The sequence below is a fragment of the Shinella sp. 838 genome (assembly GCF_029623935.1).
Lineage (GTDB): Bacteria > Pseudomonadota > Alphaproteobacteria > Rhizobiales > Rhizobiaceae > Shinella.
This window is the reverse complement of record NZ_JARSBQ010000018.1, coordinates 45,994-68,941: the sequence shown is the minus strand read 5'-3', so window position 1 is coordinate 68,941 and position 22,948 is coordinate 45,994. Positions and strand designations below refer to the sequence as shown.

Annotated in this window: 19 protein-coding genes; 11 read left to right on the top strand and 8 right to left on the bottom strand. The window is 65.1% G+C overall.

The genetic code is table 11. The features are described from left to right. The first annotated feature begins 9 nt into the window (after nt 1-9). Both P9A16_RS31975 and P9A16_RS31970 read left to right on the top strand, forming a co-directional pair. Complete coding sequence (locus tag P9A16_RS31975; RefSeq protein ID WP_023516801.1) at nt 10-894, top strand: 2-hydroxy-3-oxopropionate reductase; 885 nt, start codon at nt 10-12, stop codon at nt 892-894. Nucleotides 895-1,145: 251 nt separating this feature from the next. Beyond that, on the top strand, nt 1,146-2,414 hold the full coding sequence (locus P9A16_RS31970) for a glycerate kinase type-2 family protein (RefSeq protein WP_024270465.1): 1,269 nt from the start codon (nt 1,146-1,148) through the stop codon (nt 2,412-2,414). Between the two features lie 90 nt (nt 2,415-2,504). On the opposite strand, the gene P9A16_RS31965 is transcribed toward P9A16_RS31970, so the two are convergent. Further along, nucleotides 2,505-3,503 (bottom strand): aldo/keto reductase, encoded by a 999-nt coding sequence (locus P9A16_RS31965; RefSeq protein WP_023514536.1) that lies wholly within the window; start codon nt 3,501-3,503, stop codon nt 2,505-2,507. A 151-nt stretch (nt 3,504-3,654) separates the two neighbouring features. Between P9A16_RS31965 and P9A16_RS31960 the strand changes: the two genes are divergently transcribed. After that, on the top strand, nt 3,655-4,545 hold the full coding sequence (locus P9A16_RS31960) for a LysR family transcriptional regulator (RefSeq protein WP_023514537.1): 891 nt from the start codon (nt 3,655-3,657) through the stop codon (nt 4,543-4,545). Nucleotides 4,546-4,622: 77 nt separating this feature from the next. On the opposite strand, the gene P9A16_RS31955 is transcribed toward P9A16_RS31960, so the two are convergent. Together P9A16_RS31955 and P9A16_RS31950 are read right to left on the bottom strand one after the other, a co-directional pair. Next, nucleotides 4,623-5,066 (bottom strand): GNAT family N-acetyltransferase, encoded by a 444-nt coding sequence (locus P9A16_RS31955; RefSeq protein WP_024270464.1) that lies wholly within the window; start codon nt 5,064-5,066, stop codon nt 4,623-4,625. 3 nt (nt 5,067-5,069) lie between these two features. Further along, nucleotides 5,070-6,020: an aldo/keto reductase gene (locus P9A16_RS31950; protein WP_023514539.1), complete on the bottom strand. Its 951-nt coding sequence runs from the start codon at nt 6,018-6,020 to the stop codon at nt 5,070-5,072. A 159-nt stretch (nt 6,021-6,179) separates the two neighbouring features. Between P9A16_RS31950 and P9A16_RS31945 the strand changes: the two genes are divergently transcribed. Then, entirely contained in the window at nt 6,180-7,166 is a 987-nt protein-coding gene (locus P9A16_RS31945) for a Gfo/Idh/MocA family protein (RefSeq protein ID WP_023514540.1), read from the top strand. 65 nt (nt 7,167-7,231) lie between these two features. On the opposite strand, the gene P9A16_RS31940 is transcribed toward P9A16_RS31945, so the two are convergent. Both P9A16_RS31940 and P9A16_RS31935 read right to left on the bottom strand, forming a co-directional pair. Then, nucleotides 7,232-7,891, bottom strand: coding sequence for a peroxiredoxin (locus tag P9A16_RS31940; RefSeq protein ID WP_023514541.1), 660 nt, complete (start codon nt 7,889-7,891; stop codon nt 7,232-7,234). A gap of 309 nt (nt 7,892-8,200) precedes the next feature. Further along, a complete protein-coding gene (locus P9A16_RS31935) occupies nt 8,201-8,782 on the bottom strand; it encodes an IMPACT family protein (RefSeq protein ID WP_023514542.1) in 582 nt (193 codons plus the stop codon). 153 nt (nt 8,783-8,935) lie between these two features. Between P9A16_RS31935 and P9A16_RS31930 the strand changes: the two genes are divergently transcribed. Then, nucleotides 8,936-9,124 carry a hypothetical protein gene (locus P9A16_RS31930; RefSeq protein ID WP_023514543.1) on the top strand — a complete coding sequence of 63 codons (189 nt, stop codon included), beginning with the start codon at nt 8,936-8,938 and terminating at the stop codon, nt 9,122-9,124. A 94-nt stretch (nt 9,125-9,218) separates the two neighbouring features. On the opposite strand, the gene P9A16_RS31925 is transcribed toward P9A16_RS31930, so the two are convergent. Next, entirely contained in the window at nt 9,219-10,217 is a 999-nt protein-coding gene (locus P9A16_RS31925; protein ID WP_023514544.1) for a glycoside hydrolase family 5 protein, read from the bottom strand. Between the two features lie 307 nt (nt 10,218-10,524). On the opposite strand from P9A16_RS31925, the gene P9A16_RS31920 reads away from it, so the two are divergent. Continuing rightward, complete coding sequence (locus P9A16_RS31920; protein ID WP_023514545.1) at nt 10,525-12,333, top strand: ABC transporter ATP-binding protein; 1,809 nt, start codon at nt 10,525-10,527, stop codon at nt 12,331-12,333. 175 nt (nt 12,334-12,508) lie between these two features. Here the strand turns inward: P9A16_RS31920 and polA are convergent, their stop codons facing one another. Beyond that, nucleotides 12,509-15,478: a DNA polymerase I gene (gene polA / locus P9A16_RS31915; protein ID WP_278026350.1), complete on the bottom strand. Its 2,970-nt coding sequence runs from the start codon at nt 15,476-15,478 to the stop codon at nt 12,509-12,511. Nucleotides 15,479-15,858: 380 nt separating this feature from the next. Between polA and P9A16_RS31910 the strand changes: the two genes are divergently transcribed. The 5 genes from P9A16_RS31910 to P9A16_RS31890 all read left to right on the top strand — a co-directional run bounded on the left by P9A16_RS31910 (nt 15,859) and on the right by P9A16_RS31890 (nt 21,915). After that, nucleotides 15,859-16,299 (top strand): MarR family winged helix-turn-helix transcriptional regulator, encoded by a 441-nt coding sequence (locus P9A16_RS31910; protein ID WP_023514972.1) that lies wholly within the window; start codon nt 15,859-15,861, stop codon nt 16,297-16,299. Nucleotides 16,300-16,416: 117 nt separating this feature from the next. After that, nucleotides 16,417-17,808: a M20/M25/M40 family metallo-hydrolase gene (locus tag P9A16_RS31905; RefSeq protein WP_023514971.1), complete on the top strand. Its 1,392-nt coding sequence runs from the start codon at nt 16,417-16,419 to the stop codon at nt 17,806-17,808. 195 nt (nt 17,809-18,003) lie between these two features. Next, nucleotides 18,004-18,951 carry a lysylphosphatidylglycerol synthase domain-containing protein gene (locus P9A16_RS31900; protein WP_024270968.1) on the top strand — a complete coding sequence of 316 codons (948 nt, stop codon included), beginning with the start codon at nt 18,004-18,006 and terminating at the stop codon, nt 18,949-18,951. A gap of 101 nt (nt 18,952-19,052) precedes the next feature. After that, nucleotides 19,053-19,493: a BA14K family protein gene (locus P9A16_RS31895; protein ID WP_023517190.1), complete on the top strand. Its 441-nt coding sequence runs from the start codon at nt 19,053-19,055 to the stop codon at nt 19,491-19,493. Nucleotides 19,494-19,701: 208 nt separating this feature from the next. Next, nucleotides 19,702-21,915, top strand: coding sequence for a transglycosylase domain-containing protein (locus P9A16_RS31890; protein WP_024270969.1), 2,214 nt, complete (start codon nt 19,702-19,704; stop codon nt 21,913-21,915). A gap of 11 nt (nt 21,916-21,926) precedes the next feature. Here P9A16_RS31890 and P9A16_RS31885 read toward each other — a convergent pair whose 3' ends face one another. Continuing rightward, nucleotides 21,927-22,484, bottom strand: a complete 558-nt coding sequence (locus P9A16_RS31885) for a hypothetical protein (RefSeq protein ID WP_156032037.1) — start codon at nt 22,482-22,484, stop codon at nt 21,927-21,929. Nucleotides 22,485-22,948 lie beyond the last annotated feature (464 nt).

Genomic DNA, 22,948 nt, shown 5'->3' with positions numbered 1-22,948 from the left:
GTTTAAATCATGGCAACTATCGGTTTTATCGGCCTCGGCATCATGGGCACCCCCATGGCCCGTCACCTTCAGGACGCCGGCCACACGGTCATCACCTCGAAATTCGCAATCCCGCCGCGTCAGGAACTGCTCGACAACGGTCTTGAGATCGTCGACAGCCCGAAGGTACTGGCCGAGACCGTCGACACGATCATCCTCATGCTGCCCGATACGCCCGAGGTCGAAGACGTGCTCTTCGGCGAGAACGGCGTCTCCTACGGCCTTGCGACCGGCAAGCTCGTCATCGACATGAGCTCGATCTCGCCGATCGCCACCAAGGAATTTGCCAAGAAGATCCGCGCAACCGGCGCCGAATTTGTCGATGGCCCGGTCTCGGGTGGTGAGGTTGGCGCCAAGAACGCCTCGCTCTCCATCATGGCCGGCGGTTCGCAGGAGAGCTTCGACCGGGCGCTGCCGCTCTTCCAGCTGATGGGCAAGAACATCACCCTCGTCGGCGATTGCGGCGACGGCCAGGTGACGAAGGTCGCCAACCAGATCATCGTCGCACTGACCATCGAGGCGGTGTCCGAAGCCCTCGTCTTCGCGTCGAAGGCCGGGGCCGATCCGGCGCGCGTGCGCTCGGCACTGATGGGCGGCTTTGCCTCCTCGCGCATTCTCGAAGTGCACGGCGAGCGCATGGTCAAGCGCACCTTCGATCCGGGTTTCCGCATCTCGCTGCACCAGAAGGACCTGAACCTGGCGCTGCAAGGAGCCAAGGCACTCGGCGTCGCCCTGCCGAACACCGCGTCCACGCAGGAACTCTTCAACCAGTGCGCCGCCCATGGCGAAGCTGGGCTCGATCACTCAGGTCTCGTCAAGGCGCTGGAGCGCATGGCGAACCACGCCGTCGCATGACGGCCTGGCCGGGCGGGGAGGGGAGCCCCGCCCGGCCACCCTTTCTGGAGGAGGAGGCGCAGCCCCTCATCCCTCGCCGCGGCTCTTTTTCATCAGGAGGTGCTGGCGGGCGGGTGAGGGGCTGTGCTTAACTGCCCGGCCTGAAGCGCTGCCGCCCCGCGCGCGGCGACGGCCGCTGTAGAATTTTGAATCTGCTGCCGGAATCCCTCGTGTTCGAGGTGGTCGGGCGGCAGCATGACCCGGAGGAACCTATGCCGCCCATCGCCGATCCGCGCGCCTTTCTCGAAAGCCTCTTTTCCGTCGCGGTCGCCGCCGCCGATCCGGACAAGGTGCTGGCCGCCAATCTGCCGGAAAAGCCGAAGGGCCGCACGGTGGTGATCGGCGCCGGCAAGGGCGCGGCGCAGATGGCGCGTGCCTTCGAGCGGCTGTGGGACGCACCGCTCACCGGCGTGGTCGTCACGCGCTACGGCTACGCGGTTGCCTGCGAGCGCATCGAAATCCTCGAGGCTGCCCATCCGGTGCCGGATGACAGCGGGCTTCTCGCCTCCGGCCGGCTGATGGCCGCCGTGCGTGGCCTGACGGAGGACGACCTCGTCGTCGCGCTCGTCTGCGGCGGCGGCTCGGCCCTGCTGCCGGCGCCGGCCGGCGACCTGACGCTTGCCGACGAGATCGCCGTCAACAAGGCGCTGCTCGCCTCCGGTGCCCCGATCAGTGCCATGAATGCCGTGCGCAAGCAGGTCTCGCGCATCAAGGGCGGCCGGCTCGCCGCGCTCGCCCATCCGGCCCGCGTCGTCTCGCTCGTCGTGTCGGATATTCCCGGCGACAACCCTGCCCTCGTCGCCTCCGGCCCGACCATCGCGGACGAGACCACCCGCGCAGATGCGCTGCGCCTCATCGAGCGCTACCGCCTCGACCTGCCTGAAGCCGTGATGCGCCACATCCGTGATGGCAAGGACGAGCCGCCGCTGCCATCCGATGCCGCCTTCGCCCGCAACGAGGTGAAGCTCGTCGCGTCCGCCGCCGTCTCGCTGGAAGCCGCCGCCGAAGCGGCGCGCGAGGCGGGTGTCGAGGCCGTCATCCTCTCCGATGCCATCGAGGGCGAGGCGGCCGAGGTCGGCCGCGTGCATGCGGCGATCGCCGCCGAGGTGGTTCGCCGCGATCGGCCGTTCCGCAAGCCCGTCGTCGTGCTGTCGGGCGGCGAGACGACCGTGACGATCAAGGGCAAGGGCAAGGGCGGGCGCAACGGCGAATTCCTTCTGTCCTTCGCCTGCGGCATCGATGGTCTGCCGGGTCTTTTTGCACTTGCCGCCGATACGGACGGGATCGACGGGTCGGAGGACAATGCCGGCGCTTTCGCCGATGGCACCACCGTCGCGCGGCTTGCCGACAAGGGCAAGGACGCCGCCGAGTTTCTCGGCCGCAACGACAGCTGGACCGTCTTCGACACGCTCGGCGACCTCTTCGTGCCCGGGCCGACCGGCACCAATGTCAACGATTTCCGGGCCATCCTCATTCAGTAGGGTGGAAGAAGCCGGCTAAAGACAGGAAGGGCCGCGGAGTGACCCGCGACCCTTTGCCGTTGGGAAAGCCGTCACCCGGCTGCGAACGCGCTACCGGTTGGCCATCGAGGCCATGCGCTGCGAGTAGCGTCCGCCGGCCACCTTGGCCGGTGACAGGAGGTCGCCGAGGCGGGCGGCTTCCTCCGGTGTCAGGACGATCTCGGCGGCGGCAGCGTTCTGCTCCAGGTGCGGCACCTTGCTGGCGCCGGGGATCGGCACGATGAAATCGCCCTGCGCGAGCACCCAGGCCAGTGCCAGCTGCGCCGGGGCGACGCCCTTTTCCGCCGCCATTTCCTCAAGGAGGGCGACCAGCGCGAGATTGGCGTCGAAATTCTCCGCTGCAAAGCGCGGCAGCGAGCGGCGAAAATCGTCGTCGGCAAGGCCGTCCAGCTTCTTCAGCGCGCCGGTGAGCACACCGCGGCCGAGCGGGCTGAAGGGCACGAAGCCGATGCCGAGTGTGCGGCAGGTCTCCAGCACCCCGTTTTCCTCGACGTCGCGGGTCCAGAGCGAATATTCGCTCTGGACGGCGGCAATCGGGTGCACGGCATGGGCCCTGCGGATCGTCTCGCTGCCGGCCTCCGAAAGGCCGAGCGCCTTCACCTTGCCCGCCTGCACCAGCTCCGCCATGGCGCCCACCGTTTCTTCGATCGGTACCGCCGGGTCGACGCGGTGCTGGTAGTAGAGGTCGATGACCTCGATGCCGAGCCGCTTCAGCGAGGCCTCGGCGACGGCCCTGACGTTTTCCGGCCGGCTGTCCGTGCCGGTGATCATCTCGGCGGAAGGTTTTGCGGGGTCGATGCGGAAGCCGAACTTGGTGGCGATCACCACCTTGTCGCGCACCGGCTTCAGCGCCTTGCCGAGAAGAATCTCGTTTCTGTAGGGGCCGTAGACCTCGGCGGTGTCGAACAGGGTGATGCCGAGATCGACGGCGCGGTGCAGCGTGTTGATGGCCGCCGTCTCGTCGCCGGAGGGGCCATAGGCATGGCTCATGCCCATGCAGCCAAGGCCGAGGGCGGAAACGTCGAGCGTGCCGAGCTGTCTGTGTTTCATGGCGAAATCCTTTTTCTCTGGACCCCGGAGGCGGGGCCGCACGGCCGGACGGCGAACGATCTGCCGTCATCCGGACAAGGCCAATCTAGAGCGCGGTGCTTCATCGGAAAATTGCTGCAAAAGCCAACAGCTTGTTCTATTTGTTGGAACAATGAACCGGACCCAGCTTTCTCAACTCGCGGTGCTCGCCATCGTCGCGGAGACGCGCAGCTTTCGCAAGGCGGCGGGTGAACTCGGCATTGCGCCCTCCGCCGTCAGCCATGCGGTCTCCGCGCTGGAGGCAAGCCTCGGCGTGCGCCTCATTGCGCGCACCACCCGCTCGGTAGCGCCGACCGAGGAGGGGCGCCTGCTGCTCGACACGCTGGCGCCGGCGCTTTCCGATATCGGTTCGGCCATGGAGGCGCTTGCCGACCGGCAGGGCCGCCCTGCCGGGCCGTTGCGCGTCACCATGCCGTTGATCGCCGCCGAAGACATCGTCATGCCGCGGCTCGGCGCTTTCCTCGCCGCCTATCCGGAGATCGAGCTGGACCTGAGGACCGACGATCGCTTCGAGGACATCGTCGAGAAGGGGTTCGATGCGGGGCTGCGGCTTGGCGAACATCTGGAGGCCGACATGATCGCGGTGAGGGCGAGCGGTCCCTGGCGCGGCCTCATCGTCGGCGCGCCTGCCTATTTCGAAAACCATCCGGAACCTGTCCAGCCGCGCGATCTCATGCAGCACCGCTGCATCCGGCGGCGCTTTTCCAGCGGACGGGTCTATCGCTGGGAACTGGAAAAGGGCGGGCGGCTGGTGACGGTCGATGTTACCGGCCCTTTGATCGTCTCCGATCAGCGGCTGATGCGCGCGGCCGCGATCGACGGCGCGGGCCTTGCCTATGTCTTCGACCAGCGCGTCACCGACGATATCGAGGCCGGGCGTCTCGTCGCGGTGCTGGAAGACTGGTGCCCGGCCTTCGACGGCTTTTCGATCTATTACCCCTCGCGCCGGCAGATGCGCCCGGCGCTGCGCGCCTTCGTCGATTTCTTCCGGTTCCGCGGCTGACCCCGGCTCGGCAGGTTATGCTCGAGCGTTTCCGGCCGAAGCGGGATTGCTTCGGCATCGGACAATGCGGGAAAGCTCTAGGTCTCCAGCCGGTAACGGATGTGCCCGTCTGTCTCGACATAGCTGTCATAGAGCTTGCGGGCGCGCGCGTTGTCATGGCGGGTGTGCCAGTAGATCCCGCGCCAGCCGTTGCGCCGGGAAATGGTGACGAGATCGTTGATCAGTGCCCGGCCGATGCCTTTGCCGCGCGTGTCTTCATCGACGAACATGTCCTCAAGATAGCCTTCAGGTGCGATGTCCCAGGTGGAATCGTGATAGTGGTGGATGGCAAAACCCAGCACCGTCCCGTCCTCGTCGGCAAGGCGCATCGAGACGCGGGAGCCGGGGTCGAGGATGCGGGCCCAGGTGAAGGCGGTGACCTCCTCCGGCACGTCGGTCTCGTAGAAGGCGAGGTAGCCGGCCCAGAGCTTTCTCCAGGCGGCTTCGTCACTTTCCAGCGCATCGCGGATGATGATGGCCATGGGTCACGCCCCCGCCGCGTCGAGCGCCGCCATCTGCTCCGCGCTCAGCGTCAGGGTCGCCGCCTTCGTCAGGCTTGCGAGCTGGCCGAGGCCGGTGGCGCTGGCGATCGGCGCAGTGACGGCGGGCTTGGCCATCAGCCAGGCGAGCGCGATTTCGGCCTGTGTCGCGCCGGTGTCGGCGGCTACCGTGTCGAGCGCGGCGAGAATGCGCCGGCCCTTGTCGTCGAGATAGTGCACGACGCCCTCGCCGCGGGTTCTGCCTTCCGTGTCCGCCTTCGTGCGGTACTTGCCGGTGAGGAAGCCGGAGGCGAGGCTGTAATAGGTGATGACGCCAAGATCCTCTTTCCGGCAGAGGTCGGCCAGCGCGCCCTCGAAACCGGCGCGGTCATAGAGATTGTATTCCGGCTGCAGCGCGCCATAGCGCGGCAGGCCGGCCTTGTCGGCGGCCTCGAACGAGGCCTGCAACTGGCCGGCATCGAGGTTCGAGGCGCCGAAGGCACGCACCTTGCCGGCCTTCACCAGGCTCGCATGGGCCTCCAGGGTTTCCTCATAGGGCGTTTCCGGATCCGGCCAGTGCGAGAGGTAGAGGTCGATATGATCGGTCTGGAGCCGCTTCAGCGAGTTTTCGACGGCCTCGACGATCCAGCGCCTGCGCAGGTCCCGGCGCCCCTGGCCCATGTCGGAACCGACCTTGGTGATGACGACCACCCTGTCGCGGGCGATGCCGGAGCGCTTCAACCACTTGCCGATGATCGCCTCGGATTCGCCGCCCTGGTTGCCCGGCGCCCAGCGGGAATAGACGTCGGCCGTGTCGATGGCGTTGAAGCCGGCGCCGGTGAAGGCGTCGAGCAGGTCGAAGGAGGTCTTCTCGTCAGCCGTCCAGCCGAAGACATTGCCGCCGAAGACGAGAGGAGCGATCGAAAGGCCGGTCTTGCCGAGGGCGCGAAGCTGCATGGGGTCCTCCAAAGGGTGCGTGCTGAAAAAAGGCTTCCTGCAACATAGGGCGCAGCCGGCGCCTTTGCACGCAGCGGATCCGACTTTTTGCCGGGCGGCTCGGCTTGCGAGGAACGTACCTCGCGACTAGTCTCCTGTCGCAATCAAGGAGAGATCATCATGCTGCGTTTCGGAATCCTGTCGACGGCCAAGATCGGCCGCGAACTCGTCGTGCCGGCCATCCAGGATGCGGAAAACTGCGTCATCACCGCCATTGCCAGCCGCGACCTCGCCAAGGCCCGCGCCATGGCCGACCGCTTCTCGGTGCCGCATGCCTTCGGCTCCTACGAGGAGATGCTCGCCTCGGACACGATCGACGCCGTCTATATCCCGCTGCCGACGTCCCAGCATGTGGAATGGTCGATCAAGGCGGCGGATGCGGGGAAACATGTGCTGTGCGAGAAGCCGATCGCACTCAAGGCCGAGGAGATCGATGCGCTCATCGCCGCGCGTGACCGCAACAAGGTGCTGATCTCGGAAGCCTTCATGGTCACCTACAGCCCCGTCTGGCGCAAGGTCCGCGCGCTGCTGGCCGAAGGGGCAATCGGCCGGCTGCGCCACGTGCAGGGCGCCTTCACCTACTTCAACCGCGACCCCGGCAACATGCGCAACGTGCCGGCGCTCGGCGGCGGCGGCCTGCCCGATATCGGCGTCTACCCGACCATCACCACGCGCTTTTCCACCGGCAAGGAGCCGGTCCGCGTGCAGGCGAGCACCGATCGCGACCCGGAATTCGGCACGGACGTCTATTCCAGCGTGCGCGCCGATTTCGGCGATTTCGAGCTCTCCTTCTACGTTTCCACCCAGCTCGCCCAGCGTCAGGTCATGGTCTTCCACGGCGACAAGGGCTTCATCGAGGTGAAATCGCCCTTCAATGCCGATCGTTACGGGGCGGAGGAGATCGAGCTTACCAACCAGAGCCACAGCGAAAGCCAGTTCTTCCGCTTCCAGGATGCCCGCCAGTACAGGCGCGAAGCCGAGGCCTTCACCCGGGCGGCGCTCGGGGGGGACGAGGAGGTCGTGTCGCTGGAAAATTCGCGCCTCAACCAGAGGCTCATCGACGCCATCTACCGCGCCAGCGAGAAGGATGGCTGGGAGCCGGTCTAAAGCCGGCTCACCCTCCGCCACGCGAGGGCAGGGCGGAGGGGATTTCACATGTTGGCCGGGGCCGATCAGGCGGCCGGCTGCTTCGTCTTGCGCAGGTAGGGCAGGACGGTGTCGAAGGCGCCGAAGCGGGTGATGGCGTCCTCGTTGGAAACGGCCGCGGTGATGATGACGTCGTCGCCCTGCTGCCAATTGGCAGGCGTCGCCACCTGGTGCTTGCTGGTGAGCTGGATCGAATCGATCGCGCGCAGGATCTCGGCGAAGTTGCGGCCCGTCGTCATCGGGTAGGTGAGGATCAGCTTGATCTTCTTGTCCGGGCCGATGACGAAGACGGAGCGCACCGTGGCGTTGTCGGCGGGCGTGCGGCCTTCCGATGTGTCGCCGGCGGCGGCGGGCAGCATGTCATAGAGCTTGGCCACCTTCAGGTCCTTGTCGCCGATCAGCGGGTATTCGACGTCGAAGCCCGTGGCGGTGCGTATGTCGGCCTTCCACTTGACATGGCTGTCGACCGGATCGACGGAGATGCCGATGATCTTGACGCCGCGCTTGCGGAACTCGCCCTCGACGCCGGCCATAGCGCCGAGCTCGGTGGTGCAGACCGGGGTGAAGTTCTTCGGGTGCGAGAAGAGCACGGCCCAGCCGTCACCGATCCAGTCATGGAAGCTGACCGGGCCGATGGTGGTCTCGGCGGTGAAGTCCGGAGCGATGTCGTTGATGCGAAGGCTCATGGGGATCGTCCTCTCTTTCGTGCGGGGATCGCAGGGGAGCCCCCGCGAAAAATATGTCCGGGCTGGTAGATAGAACGAAAAAACCACCTTGCCTATAGCGGCACACCGTCGCTGGCGACCCGCGCAGGAGCGCATCTTTGCGCCCTTTTCGCCGGCGGGATGAAGGCTTTCGGCCGCTCGGGCATGCTGCGCCAAACCGTTCTGCGAAGCCGACGGGATGTGGAAGACGATTTCTTTTGGCCGGAGGGCGGAATCCGGTGCGGGAACCCCGTCCATGCATGGAGGCGGCGGTTTTTGCGCGCAAACCGTTTATTCGTCGATCTCGGCGCGCCCGCTTGTCAGGTCGGCGACCATCCGGCCGATCTCGTCCGCCTTTTCCACCGGTACCCGGAAGGAAAGGCGCGCGCCCCTCTCGTGAAAGGCCTCCTCGTCCATCACCAGGCCCGCCAGGGCGGACAGCCGCGCCTTGACGAGGGCAAGGTCGGAAAAGCCGAGCGAGACGGAGAGCGCGATGCGTTCGACATATTCGGTCTTGGCCGCCGCGCGCAGGCAGGCGGCCGCGGTGCCGCCATAGGCGCGGATGAGCCCGCCGCTGCCGAGCAGGATGCCGCCGAACCAGCGCGTGACGACGACGAGCGTGCGGTCGAGCGCCTGGCCGTCGATCGCCTGCAGGATCGGCTTTCCGGCCGTACCGCTCGGTTCGCCGTCGTCGCTGAAGCGGTAGGTCTGGCCGATGCGGAAGGCCCAGCAATTGTGGTTCGCCGCAGCATCCGACACTTCAGCCAGCCGCGCCTTCGCCTCCGCCTCGTTCTCGACGGGACAGGCGATCGCGCGGAACCGGCTCTTGCGGATCTCCTCTTCGAACAGCGCAGTCTGGTCCAGCGTGTACAAGGCATCTTCCCGGTGGCGTCTGGCCGCCTCGTACCCCCTCGGCGCCCTTCATATCAAGCGCGGAATAGAGCACTAATTCTATAGACTATTGACAGGCGCCACGATTTTGCCATGATGTCGGCCGGGACGTTAAACAGAACGGGAGCCTTCCGCATGATCTATCTGGGCGGCGTGACGCTTGGCTACTTCAACCTCTATCCCGTCGGCTTCCAGCCGAAGGAAGAGCAATCCCGTTCGGAGGATACGGCTGGCCGCGTGACGGAAGACAGGCTGCCGCTCGAAGGAAGCCGGCTTTCCTTCTCCCGTCGCCCTGTCCAGTGGCCGTTGCACGTCTTCTTTTGAATCGGGGGAGACTGCAGAAAGTCATCGATGATTTTTTGTAGTCGAGCAGAAACAAAGGGCGCAGCTGCTTCACCGCGGGGCCGGAACCGGCATGTCAGGGAAGCGCCGGGCAGGCCCCGGGCTTGGCCGGCAGCCCGCCGCCGGTGATGAGGGCGGCTAGCTGTGCCCGGTCGCCGTCAGCGGTCGGCTGGATGTTGAGCGGTTCTGTTGCCGGCCACCAGTCGCCGGCCGCCCAATAGGCCCAGCCGGTCCAGACTGCACGCTCCTTGCCGACCAGCGCCGTCATGCGGGCCAGTCCGTCCAGGCACGTCTTGTCCGCCGAGCCGCCGAACTCTCCGAGGAAACCGCGTTTGTTGTTACGCTTCAACCAGTCGGTGAAGCGCTCCAGCGCGGCGACAGCGTCGTCCGCCCGCGTGCAGGTATCCGCCTTGCCGGAAAAATCGGTGTCGAGATACTGGTGGACCTCGTAGACGTGGTTGTTGGCGGGGTCCTTGACGTCGAGCATGACGGTGCCGTTGGCGCCGCCCTCGCGCTCCTCTTCCCAGCTGTGCGCGCCCGTCCAGATCGTGCCGGGCACGAGGACGAGGTTTTTTGCGCCCGTCTCGCGGATCGCGGCGATCGCGGCATTGGCGGAGGCGAGCCATTGCGTGGCGGGCACGTCGTGCGGTTCGTTCATCAGGCCGAACTGCACGCCGCCGTCGTTCTTGTAGTCCTCGGCGAGCCGACGCCAGAAATCGGCGAAGGCGCTGTCCGGCAGGTCCGGCGAGCCGATCTGCTTGTCGCCGTAATAGGCATAGTTGTGTGGATCGAGGATGACGGTCATGCCGGCGCCGCGCAATGCCTTGACGGTGTCGGCGAGCCGCTTGCGCTCCGCCTTGTCGAAGCCGCGGTTCAATCGCGGCTGCAGCCGTTCCCACTTGAAGGGAAGGCGCACGGCGTTGAAGCCCTTGCCGGCAAAATAGGCGATCGTTTCGGCAGAGGGATAGGTGTAGTCCTTGCCGAACGTGCCGCGCCCCTCGCCGAATTCGGCACCGGCGAGGTTCACGCCGCTGAGGCAGGCTGCGCTCGCCTGAACGGGAAGCATCACGGCCATTGCAGCCGCCAGCAGTCGAAAGCGCGCTGCCGCGCCGGATAGGGATTGCACGCCTGCCTCCGTTCCGGCCGGGTGCCGGTTCGTTCCTGGGGTCTTGCACCCCGCCTATGAGAGCCGATCAAGACGCGCACGATCTTAAGGCGGTGTTAAGGCGGCTCGCCTTTTCGCGAAATGGATTAAGAGAATGCCACCGTCGTGCTGCCGTCAGCCGCACGCGGGCGGAGCGGTGATTCCACTTGGCCGTAAAATGCTCTAGAGGCGGGGACGCCGCCGGTGGACCGGCAGGCCTCGACAACAGGTTCTTTCCATGCCCGCTCCCGCGACGTCCGCTCCCCCGCCCTCCGGCAATCGCCATCCACTGCGTGTTCTCCTGTCGCTCGTCAGCGACGAGAAGGGTCGTGTGGTGCGGGCTGTCGCCTCGTCGGTGATCAACAAGATCTTCGACGTCATGCCGGAAATCCTGATCGGCATCGCCCTCGACGTGGTGGTGCGCGGGAAGGATTCCTTCGTCGCCAAGGTCGGCATCACCGATCCCGTACACCAGCTCGCCCTGCTTGGCATCGCCACCTTCCTCATCTGGTTCGGCGAATCGCTGTTCGAATATTTCTATCAGATCCTCTGGCGGGGGCTGGCGCAGGACGTGCAGCATCGCCTCCGCATCCTCTGTTATGACCATGCCCAGCATCTGCCGACGAGCTTCTACGAGGAGAACCGTTCCGGCGATCTCGTCGCCGTCTTGAACGACGACATCAACCAGCTGGAACGCTTCCTCGACCGCGGGGCGAACGAGCTGATCCAGACCTTCGCCGCCGTCCTGCTCGTCGGCGCGGTGTTCTTCATCGTCAGCCCGCTGATCGCGGTCATCGCGTTTACGCCGGTGCCGGCGATCATCGCCGGGGCCTTCTGGTTCCAGCGCCGCGCGCAGGCGCGCTACGATGCGGTTCGGGCGCGGGCTGGCGGGCTCGGCGCGCGGCTCACCACCAACCTGCAGGGCCTGCAGACCATCCGCGCCTTCGGTGCCGAGGCGCGCGAGACGGCGACGCTGACGGTGGAAAGCCGTGGCTATGTCGAGGCGAACCGGGCGGCGATTCGCGTCTCCTCCGCCTTCATTCCGATCATCCGCATGGCGATCCTGTCCGGCTTCCTCGCTACCTTCCTGATCGGCGGCTGGCTGACGCTGAACGGCGAGATGCAGGTCGGCGCCTATGGCCTGCTCGTCTTCCTCACCCAGCGCCTGCTCTGGCCGATGACCGGCCTTGCCGAGATCGCCGACCTCTACGAGCGCGCCATGGCCTCGACGCGGCGCATCCTGCGCCTGCTCGACGAGCCGCGCGGCGAACCGCACGGGACGCACGAGGCAAAGGTCTCCGGCCGCTTCGAGATCGACGGTGTCGGCTTCCGCTATGCGACGAGCCCCGGCGGCGTCACGGACATCAACCTTGCCATCAAGGCGGGCGAGACAGTCGCCCTCGTCGGCCCGACGGGCAGCGGCAAGTCGACCCTTATCAAGCTCCTCGGCCTTTTCATCCGCCCGCAAAGGGGGCGCATTTCCCTTGATGGCGTGCCGCTCGCCGACTGGTCCGGCGAATGTCTTCGCACGAGCATGGCCTGGGTGCCGCAGGAGGTGACGCTGTTTTCCGGTTCGATCGCCGACAATATCGCCTACGGTCGGCCGGAGGCGAGCCGCGAAGAGGTGGAAGCCGCGGCGCGCATGGCGGAGGCCGACAACTTCATCCGCGACCTGCCGGAGGGTTACGAAAGCCAGATCGGCGAATACGGCCAGAAACTTTCGGGCGGCCAGCGTCAGCGCATCGCGCTCGCCCGAGCGCTGCTGATCGATCCGGCGATCCTCATCCTCGACGAGGCGACGAGCGCCGTCGACAACGAGACGGAAGCGGCGATCCAGCGCTCGCTCGCCAGGATGAAGGGCAAGCGCACGGTGATCCTCGTCGCGCACCGGCTGAGCACGGTGGTACATGCGGATGCGATCCACGTCATGGAGGCCGGGCGGGTCATCCAGTCGGGCGCGCACGACGAGCTTGTGGAACGGCCGGGGCTCTATCGCACGCTATGGAACATCCAGACGGGGCATGCGGAGATGAACGAGACGGCATAAGCGCCCCGTATCCGCCTGCCGGCACCTTCTCCCCGCAAGCGGGGCGAAGGGGTGTGTTGCACCGATATTCCCAGGCAAGAACCGTCGATGCTGGAATAAGGCTTCGCCTCCTGTCCCTTCGCCCCGCTTGCGGGGAGAAGGTCGCGGCAGCGGTATGAGGGCCGCCTTGCGTCCCTCAGTGCGCCTCGTCCCAGTTGGTCGCCGCACGGGCGTCCACCTTCAGCGGCACCTTCATCGCAAGCGCCGGCATGGAAGCGTTCTCCATCACGTCGACGATGATCGGGATCGCCTTTTCCACTTCGCTGTCCTCGACCTCGAAGATCAGTTCGTCATGCACCTGCAGCAACATGCGGGCGGAGAGGCCGGCGGCGGAAAGTGCCGGCTCCATCTTGATCATGGCGCGGCGGATGATGTCGGCGGCAGAACCCTGGATCGGCGCGTTGATCGAGGCGCGTTCGTTGAAGGCGCGCACGGAGGGATTGGACGACTTGATCTCCGGGTAATGCGCGCGGCGGCCGAAGATGGTTTCGACATAGCCGTTCTCGCGGGCGAAGGCCTTGGTCTGGTCCATGTAGTCCTTGATGCCCGGGAAGCGCTCGAAATACTTCTTGATGTAGTCGCCGGCCTCCGAGCGCTCGATGGAGAGCTGGTTGGCAAGGCCGAAGGCCGAGATGCCGTAGATGATGCCGAAATTGATCGCCTTCGCACGGCGGCGGACTTCGGACGGCATGCCTTCGACCGGCACGCCGAACATCTCGGAGGCCGTCATCGCGTGAATGTCGACGCCGTCGGCAAAAGCCTGCTTCAGCTGCGGGATGTCGGCGACATGGGCGAGCACGCGCAGCTCGATCTGGCTGTAGTCGGCCGAGACCAGCTTGTGGCCGGGTGTCGAGATGAAGGCCGTTCGGATCTTGCGGCCTTCCGCGGTGCGCACCGGAATGTTCTGCAGGTTCGGATCGGAGGAGGAGAGGCGGCCGGTCGTCGTCGCGGCCAGCGCATAGGATGTGTGCACGCGCTTCGTCTCGGGATGGACGAAGCCGGGCAGGGCGTCCGTATAGGTTGATTTCAGCTTGGTCAGCTGGCGCCAGTCGACGATCTTGCGAGGCAGCGGAATACCCTGTGCGGCAAGGTCTTCGAGCACCTGCGCGGACGTCGACCACTGGCCGGTCTTCGTCTTGGAGGCGCCGGACAGGCCCATCTTGCCGAACAGGATGTCGCCGAGCTGTTTCGGCGAGCCGATGTTGAAACGTTCGCCGGCAAGCTCGTAGATCTCTTCTTCAAGGGCGGCAGCGCCCTGTGCTAGCTCCCCGGAAAGGCGGGACAGCACCTGGCGGTCGATGGTGATGCCGCGCTCTTCCATGCGCGCCAGCACGGGCACCAGCGGGCGCTCCAGCCGCTCGTAGACGGTGGTCATGCGCTCGCTCGCAAGGCGCGGCTTCAGCACGTGCCAGAGGCGCAGCGTCACGTCGGCATCCTCGGCGGCATAGGTCGTGGCGCGGGAAATATCGACCATGTCGAAGGTCTGGGCGCCCTTGCCGGAGCCGGCGACGTCCTTGTAGGCGATCGGCTTGTGGCCGAGCCAGCGTTCGGAAAGCGTGTCCATGCCGTGCGTGGTGGTGCCCGCATCGAGCGCATAGGACATCAGCATCGTGTCGTCGAAGCCCTTCACGGTGATGCCGTGCCGGCGCATGACGAGATAGTCGTATTTGAGGTTCTGCGCGACCTTCAGGACGGACGGATCCTCCAGCAGGCTCTTCAGCCGCTCCAGCGCCGGGCGGATCGGGATCTGCCCCTCGGCAAGCCCGCCGCCGAGCAGGTCGCCGACGCCGGTCTTGTGGTTGAGCGGCACATAGCAGGCACGGATGGCGGTGCCGGCCGGATCCTTGGCATTGTCGGCGATCGCCAGGGAGAAGCCGCAGAGTTCGGCCTGCATGGCGTCGAGCGAGGTCGTCTCCGTGTCGAAACCGACGAGACCGGTCTCTCGTGCGGCGGCGATCCAGCGGTCCAGCGCTTCGAGGTCCCGGACGGTCTCGTAGCCGGCATGGTCGATGGGTACGGCTGCAAAGCGCTCGGCGCGCGCCCCTGCGAGCGCGGCGGGCGTATCGCCGTCCGCAGCCGCGGCAGGCGGCGGCGCTGCGGCAGCCGTTTCCGCGCCGGCAGGGGCTGCCGCGCTGTCGCCCTTGTCGAGGTCCGGGCCGCGCGCCTCGGTGCCCCCTTCGACCGGCACGTCCGCCGGTTCGATGGCGCCGGCATCGCAATCGCAGGCTTCGGCGACGCGGCGTGTCAGCGTGGTGAACTCCATCGCCTTCAGGAAGGCGATCAGCCGGGGCCCGTCCTGCGGGTGCAGGATCAGGTCGTCGAGGGGCGTATCGAGCGGTGTGTCCGTCTTCAGCGTAACGAGCTGGCGGGAGAGCAGCACGAGGTCGCGATTGGCGATGATGTTCTCGCGGCGTTTGGCCTGCTTGATCTCCTCGGCGCGGGCGAGCAGCGTATCGAGGTCGCCATATTCGTCGAGAAGCTGCGCGGCTGTCTTCGGGCCGATGCCGGGCACGCCGGGCACGTTGTCGGTCGAATCGCCGGTCAGCGACTGGAGGTCGATCATCTTCTCCGGCGGCACGCCCCATTTCTCGATGACTTCGGGAATGGAGATCTGCTTGTCCTTCATGCCGTCGTACATCGAGACGTTCTCGGTCACGAGCTGCATCAGGTCCTTGTCGGAAGAGACGATCGTGACGCCGGCGCCGTCGGCTTCGGCAAGGCGGGCATAGGTGGCGATCAGATCATCGGCCTCGAAACCTTCCTTCTCGATGCAGGGCAGGTTGAAGGCGCGTGTCGCATGGCGGATCAGGCCGAACTGCGGGATCAGGTCTTCCGGTGGTGCCGACCGGTTCGCCTTGTACTGGTCGTAGAGTTCGTTGCGGAAGGTCTTCGAGGAGTAGTCGAAGATGACCGCGAAATGGGTCGGCGTCACGCCCACGTCGGTGTTGCGCGCATCCTTCAAGAGCTTCCACAGCATGTTGCAGAAACCCGAGACGGCATTGACCGGCAGCCCGTCCGATTTGCGGTTGAGCGGCGGGATGGCGTGGAAGGCACGGAAGATGAAACCCGAGCCGTCGACGAGGAAGAGATGATCACCTTTTTTCATGGGGTGAATGGATAGCGCGGGCGGCTTTCCGCGTCCATCTTTCATTGTGGGAAAACGGGCGCTCCCGGGGCTTGGAAAGCCTCACACGAACGTTACCAATTTGTAATTTTCCAGGCCTCCTGAATCCCTTGAAAAGCCACATTCGAACCCACAGATATTGGTCATCGGCACCTGATCAAAGCCGTTGTCTGGCACCCGGCCTGTCCCCCGCCGCGCCAGACAAAGGACAAAGGCCTCATCCCCCTCTCCGGGCCTTTGTCCATCATTCGAAGAAGCCGCCGCGACAAGCCTCCTGTCGTCGGCGGCTTCTCGTTTTGGGGCAGATGGATCGCCTGCGATCCATAGTTGCCTTCCCCCAGAAAGCGGCATACCTTCCCGCCATGGAATTTGACCGGAAGGAGTCGGCAGCATACCTCGCCAATCTCCTGGCGAAGGCGGCGTCCCGCGCCCTTCAGGTGCGGGCGGACGGGGCTGGTTTTGCGCCCGGTCAGTTCCCGGTCCTCCTGGAGCTTTGGAGCGGCGACGGTCTCACCCAGCGCGAACTGCTCGACCGGCTCGACATCGAGCAGGCGACCATGGCCAACACGCTTGCCCGCATGCAGCGCGACGGGCTCATCTCCCGCCGGCGTCACCCGAAGGACAAGCGGGCCCAGCTCGTCTTCCTGACGAACCGTGGCAAGGCGCTGCGCGAAACCGCGATGGCGGCGGCCTCGGCCACCGAGGACACGCTGTTCCAGGGGTTCCGGCGTTTCGAGCGGGAGCTGCTTCTGGAATATATGCGCCTGGTGCTTGCCAATCTCGGCCGCGATCCGCGCATCTGATCGTCATACGATTTGCCCTGACCGAGCCGATCGGTCTAATGTCGCGCCGAAATTCATTTGATTTGCCGCATGTTGCATCGCAAGAGCGCGACCGCATCATGTTCTAGGGGTTCATCCATGACCAATATCCTGCCCGTCCTCGATCGTGCCAGCGCCGGCATTCCGGCCAGCCTCGAACGCCTGTTCGAACTGGTGCGCATCAAGTCCATCTCGACCGATCCGGCCTTCAAGGCGGAGTGCCGCCGGGCGGCCGAGTGGCTGGTCACGGAGCTGCGTTCGCTCGGCTTCGACGCGACGGTGCGCGACACGCCCGGCCACCCCATGGTCGTCGCCCATCACGATGGCGCAAAACCCGATGCGCCGCATGTCCTGTTCTACGGTCACTACGACGTCCAGCCGGTCGATCCGCTGAACCTGTGGGACCATGATCCCTTCGAGCCGGCGGTGCGCGATGCGGGCGAGGGCCGGCGCGTCATCACCGGTCGCGGCACCTCCGACGACAAGGGTCAGCTCCTGACCTTCGTGGAAGCCTGCCGCGCCTACAAGGAAACGACGGGCGCGCTGCCCTGCCGCGTCACCATCCTTTTCGAAGGCGAGGAGGAGTCGGGTTCGCCCTCGCTGAAGCCCTTCCTCGAGGCCAATGCCGCCGAGCTGACGGCCGATTTCGCCCTCGTCTGCGATACCAGCATGTGGGACGCCGACACGCCGGCGATCTCCGCAGGCCTGCGCGGCCTCGTCGGCGAGGAGATCGTCATCAAGGCGGCTGACCGGGATCTGCATTCCGGCTATTTCGGCGGCGCTGCGGCAAACCCGATCCACATCCTGTCGGACATCCTCGCCGGCCTGCACGACGACACCGGCCGCGTGACGCTCGACGGCTTCTACGACGGCGTCGAGGAGACGCCGACCCAGATCAAGGCGGCATGGGAAACGCTCGGAAAGACGGCTGAGAGCTTCCTTGGCGAGATCGGTCTGTCGATCCCTTCGGGCGAAAAGGGCCGCTCGGTGCTCGAACTCACCTGGGCGCGCCCGACCGCCGAGGTCAACGGCATCACCGGCGGCTATACGGGCGAAGGCTTCAAGACGGTGATCGCCGCCGAAGCCTCGGCAAAGGTCTCCTTCCGCCTCGTCGGCAAGCAGGATCCGGCGAAGATCCGCGACGCGTTCCGCGCCTACGTGCGGGCACGGGTGCCGGCCGATTGCTCGGTGACGTTCCACGCCCATGGCGGTTCGCCGGCCATCCAGCTCCCTTACGATTCCGCGCTGCTCGGCAAGGCGAAGAGCGCACTGTCGGACGAATGGCCAAAGCCCGCCGTGGTCATCGGCATGGGTGGCTCCATCCCGATCGTCGGCGATTTCCAGAAGATGCTCGGCATGGAATCCCTGCTCGTCGGCTTCGCGCTGTCGGACGACCGCATCCATTCGCCGAACGAGAAATACGAGCTGCGCTCCTTCGAAAAGGGCATCCGCTCGTGGGTGCGCATTCTTTCGGCGCTCGCAGCGCGCTGACGCAGATGTGATGAGATGGGAGGCCAGCATTAACCGGACGGAACGGAAATGCTGGTTTCTTCAAAAAACAAGGGCCGCGCGCGGACAGGCGACGACGGCCCGGATATGGGGAAGGGTGAGGATGGCATCAGGAAAGATTGCGAGAAACCCTCGCTGCTCAGGCTATGGCGCGCCGGGAGCAGAGGGGGAGGCAGGATGAAGCGGCTGAAAAAGTTCTTCTGGCCGCTCGTCAGCACAGCCGCGATCATCCTGTCGATCTACATCCTCTACAAGGACCTGCGGGGCCTGTCGCTCGACGAGTTCATGGCGAGCCTCCATGCCATTCCGGTCTCCGGCTGGCTGCTCGCCTGCGGCGCGACCCTGCTCGCCTATGCGGCGCTTGCCGCCTATGACCATCTGGCGCTCGAACACCTTGGTCACCGCATCTCGCTGTGGTTCATCACCATCACCTCCTTCACCACCTATGCGCTGTCGCACAATATCGGCGCTTCGGTGTTTTCAGGCGCGTTGGTGCGCTATCGCGCCTATACGTCGAAGGGGTTGACCGGATCGGAGGTGGGCGTTCTCGTCGCCTTCTGCTCCTTCACCTTCGCGCTCGGCACGGTCATGCTGTTCGGCCTGGTGCTGGTGCTGGAACCGGAGATCGTCGAGCGCTTCTCCCATCTTCTGCCGATCGAGGCGGCGTTTTCGACGGGAATCTTCATTCTTGCGCTGGTCGCGCTCTACGTGGTCGGCAGTCTCGTCGGCTTCCGGCCGATCGATACCCGCTGGCTGAAGCTGGAATATCCAAAACCCTCGCTGGTCTTCCGCCAGCTCTTCATCGCGCCGATCGAACTCATCGGCGCGGCGGCGATCATCTACTTCGTGCTGCCGGAGGCGGGCAATCCGGGCTTCTTCGTCGTGCTCGGCATCTTCCTCGCCTCCTTCTCGGTTGCGCTGCTGTCGCATGCGCCGGGCGGCATCGGCGTCCTGGAGCTCGTCTTCATCGCCGGCCTGCCGGATATGGATCCGGCGGCGGTGCTGGCGGCGCTTGCCGTCTTCCGGCTGTTCTACCTGATCATCCCCTTCATCATGGCGCTGGTGGTCATTCTCATCTTCGAACGGCAGCGGTTTCTCAGCCGGCTGAGAAACGGCGAGGATTGAGGCGATGGAGAAGTTTGGTTCATCTTGCATTCAGTCGAATTGTTTCATGCTGTCATCCGTCTTGATCACTGTAAAACAGTGACTATCCAAGGGAGACCGACATGAAGACAACGATCAAGGGCGGCATTGCCGCTGCCATGGCCGTCGCCATGTTCGCCACGACATTCGTATCCGCACCGGCCTTCGCCATGCCGATGCCGAAGGTCGGCGCTTCTCAGGCGAGCGATGTGCAGGACGTGCAGTGGCGTCGCGAACGCCACGAGCGTCGCGGCTGGTATGGCGGCCATCGCGGCTATCGCTATGAACGCCGCGGCTATCGCCGCCACTCGGACGGCTGGTGGTATCCGCTGGCAGCCTTCGGCGCCGGCGCCATCATCGGCGGTGCGATCGCCAATGACGGCTATTCGCAGCCGCGCTACGAGGGCATCAACCCGCGTCACACCGAATGGTGCTATGCGCGCTATCGCTCGTATCGCGACTATGACAACACGTTCCAGCCCAACTATGGCGGCCGCCGCCAGTGCTATTCGCCCTATTATTGAGCAAGGCGCAGCCGTCTGAGTGGTTCCGCGCCGGAAACGGCGCGGCAAACCGGCGCAATTTTCCGGGCGGCCCATCGGCCGCCCGATCTTTCTCTCAAATGCCCCTCAAACTGTCGCCCGCACGTTCACCGCTTCTTAACGACCCCTTAAATCGCCGCATTTAAGGTCCACCGGACGGCGATATTTTTAAGGGTGTATCCAACCGCTTATGGCAGCCAACCGCAAATCCCAGCGCATCGAACCGTCCTTCCAGGGATCGGGAGGCCGCCACGACGACGATTTCCACGTCGACGCAGGGGATCGCGTGGCGGGCGGGCGCAAGGGACGCGGCAAGCCGGCGAAGGCCGAGCGACCGCGGCGCGGTTCCGGCCGGCGTCGCCAGTCGTCCGGCGGCGGTTTCTTCGGCCTGTTCCGGCGGCTCTTCTACTGGTGCGTCGTGCTCGGCATCTGGGGCGCCATCGGCGTCGGCGGTCTCGTGCTCTATTACGGTGCGCGCATGCCGAGCGCCACGAGCTGGTCGATCCCCGACCGGCCGCCGAACATCAAGATCCTCGCCGTCAGCGGCGATGCCATCGCCAACCGCGGCCTCACCGGCGGCGAGGCGCTGTCGCTCGAAAACATGTCGCCCTATATCCCGCAGGCGGTCATCGCCATCGAGGACCGGCGCTTCTATTCGCATTTCGGCATCGATCCGCTCGGCCTCGCCCGTGCGATGATCACCAACATCACGACCGGCCGCATGGTGCAGGGCGGCTCGACGCTGACCCAGCAGCTCGCGAAAAACATGTTCCTCTCGCCGGAGCGCACGCTGGAGCGCAAGGTGCAGGAAGTGCTGCTCGCCTTCTGGCTGGAGCACAAATATTCCAAGGACCAGATCCTTGCGATGTATCTCAACCGTGTCTTCTTCGGCTCGAATTCCTACGGGGTCGAGGCTGCATCGCGGCGCTATTTCAACAAGTCGGCGCGCGACGTGAACCTCGGCGAGGCCGCGCTTCTGGCCGGCCTCCTGAAAGCGCCGTCCCGCCTTTCGCCGGCGCGCGATCCGGAAGCCGCCGAAGCCCGCGCCCAGGTCGTCCTCGGCGCGATGCGCGAGGAAGGGTTCGTCACCGACACCGAAATCACGACGGCGATGTCCCAGACGCCGGCCCGGGCGAAGAGCTACTGGTCCGGCGCGCAGCACTATGCCGCCGACATGGTCATGGCCCAGCTGCCGGGCATGATCGGCGACATCAAGGAAGACCTCGTCATCGACACGACGATCGACCTCGATCTCGAAAAGAAGGCCGACGAGGCGATCACCGCGCTCCTCGACAAGGACGGCGAAAAATCGAACGCCTCGCAGGCCGCGCTCGTCTCGATCGACGGCACGGGCGCGATCCGCGCGCTCGTCGGCGGGCGCGATTATGCTGAAAGCCAGTTCGACCGCGCCTCCAAGGCCAAGCGCCAGCCGGGCTCGGCCTTCAAGCCCTTCGTTTATGCCGCAGCGCTCGAAGCCGGTCGCTCGCCGCTCTCGGTGCGCAACGACGCACCGGTCAGGATCGGCAAATGGACGCCGGAGAATTACGACCAGAAGTATCGCGGCGAGGTGACGCTTTCCTCTGCGCTTGCCCAGTCACTGAACACGATCGCGGCCCAGCTCGTCATGGAAGTCGGCCCGGACGAGGTCATAAAACTCGCGCGCAGGCTCGGCATCGAATCGGAGCTGCAGTCGAATGCCTCCATCGCGCTCGGCACGTCCGAAGTGACGCTGGTCGAGCTGACCTCTGCCTATGCCCCCTTCATGAACGGCGGCTACAAGGCGACGCCGCACATCATCCGCCGCATCTCGACGGCCGACGGCAAGGTGCTCTACGAAAACACCTACGACAACCCGCCGCGTGTGCTCGAACCCAACATCGTCTCGATGATGAACGGCATGATGATGCGCGTCATCACCGAGGGCACCGGCAAGAACGCCCGTATCCCCGGCTGGTCGGCCGCCGGCAAATCCGGCACGACGCAATCCTTCCGCGACGCGCTCTTCGTCGGCTACACGAGCAACCTCACGACCGGCGTCTGGTTCGGCAACGATGACGGCAAGTCGATGAAAAAGGTCACGGGCGGCGGGCTTCCCGCAAAAGCCTGGAGCCAGTTCATGACCGCCGCCCACGAGGGCCTGTCACCTTCGCCGCTCTTCGGAACCGCAGGCGGCGGTGAGCCTGTCATGGACGGAACCGAGCCGGCGCCGGAAGGCGACCAGCTCTTCGACATCATCTCCCGCACGCTCGGCAACGAACCCGCCCGCGACGGACAGGCGGTGGCGGACGAACAGACGGGCGCCGTCCCGCTCGACGATGGTTTTACGCCGCCCGCCGATGTCGGCCAGCAGGGACAGACCGGCACGCGCCGGACGACCCTCCTCGACGTGCTTCTGGGCGGCTGACGGCCGTCCGTTTATCCAAAGGCGATGGTGACGTTTGACGGCTCGACCGGGTGATCCATCCAGACCCGGATGCGTGTTTTCGTGGATGGCACCTGTGCAATGGCGTATCGAGGCTCGTTCGCATCGAACAGAATGAGCTGTTGGTTGGGCGTGTTCAGAATGGTGTCGGAATCCGGCTCTCTTGCCTCCGCAACCTCGGAGTAGGGTCCGAGGGTCACATGAGTGTCTCCATCGCTCCAATAATAGGCTGGAATGTTGACACAGTCATTGGAAACAAAGATTCCCTGCCTGTCCATATGAACTGGAATGTCTACATTTTGACGGCCTGCGACGTAGAAGCTTACATATTCCGGGGCGATCGATAGATGTTGAACGGCCATAGTGTCAAAATCTCCTCTTCGATAAAAGTCCGCCCTGTGAATTGCTGCACCACCAACAGTGTGGATAAATCCTGCTTGGCTTGCCAACTGATTTTGGTACCTGATGGTCACCGATAAAATGGCCGCGAGGTGTTCCCGAAGTCTTTCTACCACACCAATGGCATCCATAGGTTCGACCGATGCGATCAATCTCGGACTGCTCCGTCCAGTTAAATCGTCTATTTGTTTCTGGTGCAACAACCCACTCTTTTGCATAGGGGCCAAGCCCAGTTTGTGGTAGCTTCGCCTGGAGCGCGCGGAGCATCGCTTCCTGCGTTGTCGCTTCGTTGGCTCGTATTAACCCCTCAACCGTCTCGTAGATTTGCGGGGTTGGTTTCCAGTTCGGTTCACGCCTATGAACGGCGCGTAGCGCCTCTTGCATGCGACTTGTACTGATCGCCAGCCGCACCTCCTGCGCGGGCGTGATAGTTTGCAACCTACCGAGTATGCGAACTTGTCTCCCGCCGCGAGGTCCGCGGCGGCTGACGAGGATCGGCCGGTTGCCGGAACCTTCGTCGACCCATTGCCCGCCGTCGGGATTGCCTGCGGGGATGCGCGGCTGGTCGGCGCGGAACCGGCCTTCAATCGGAGGGATAGAGCCAGCGCGCGGATTT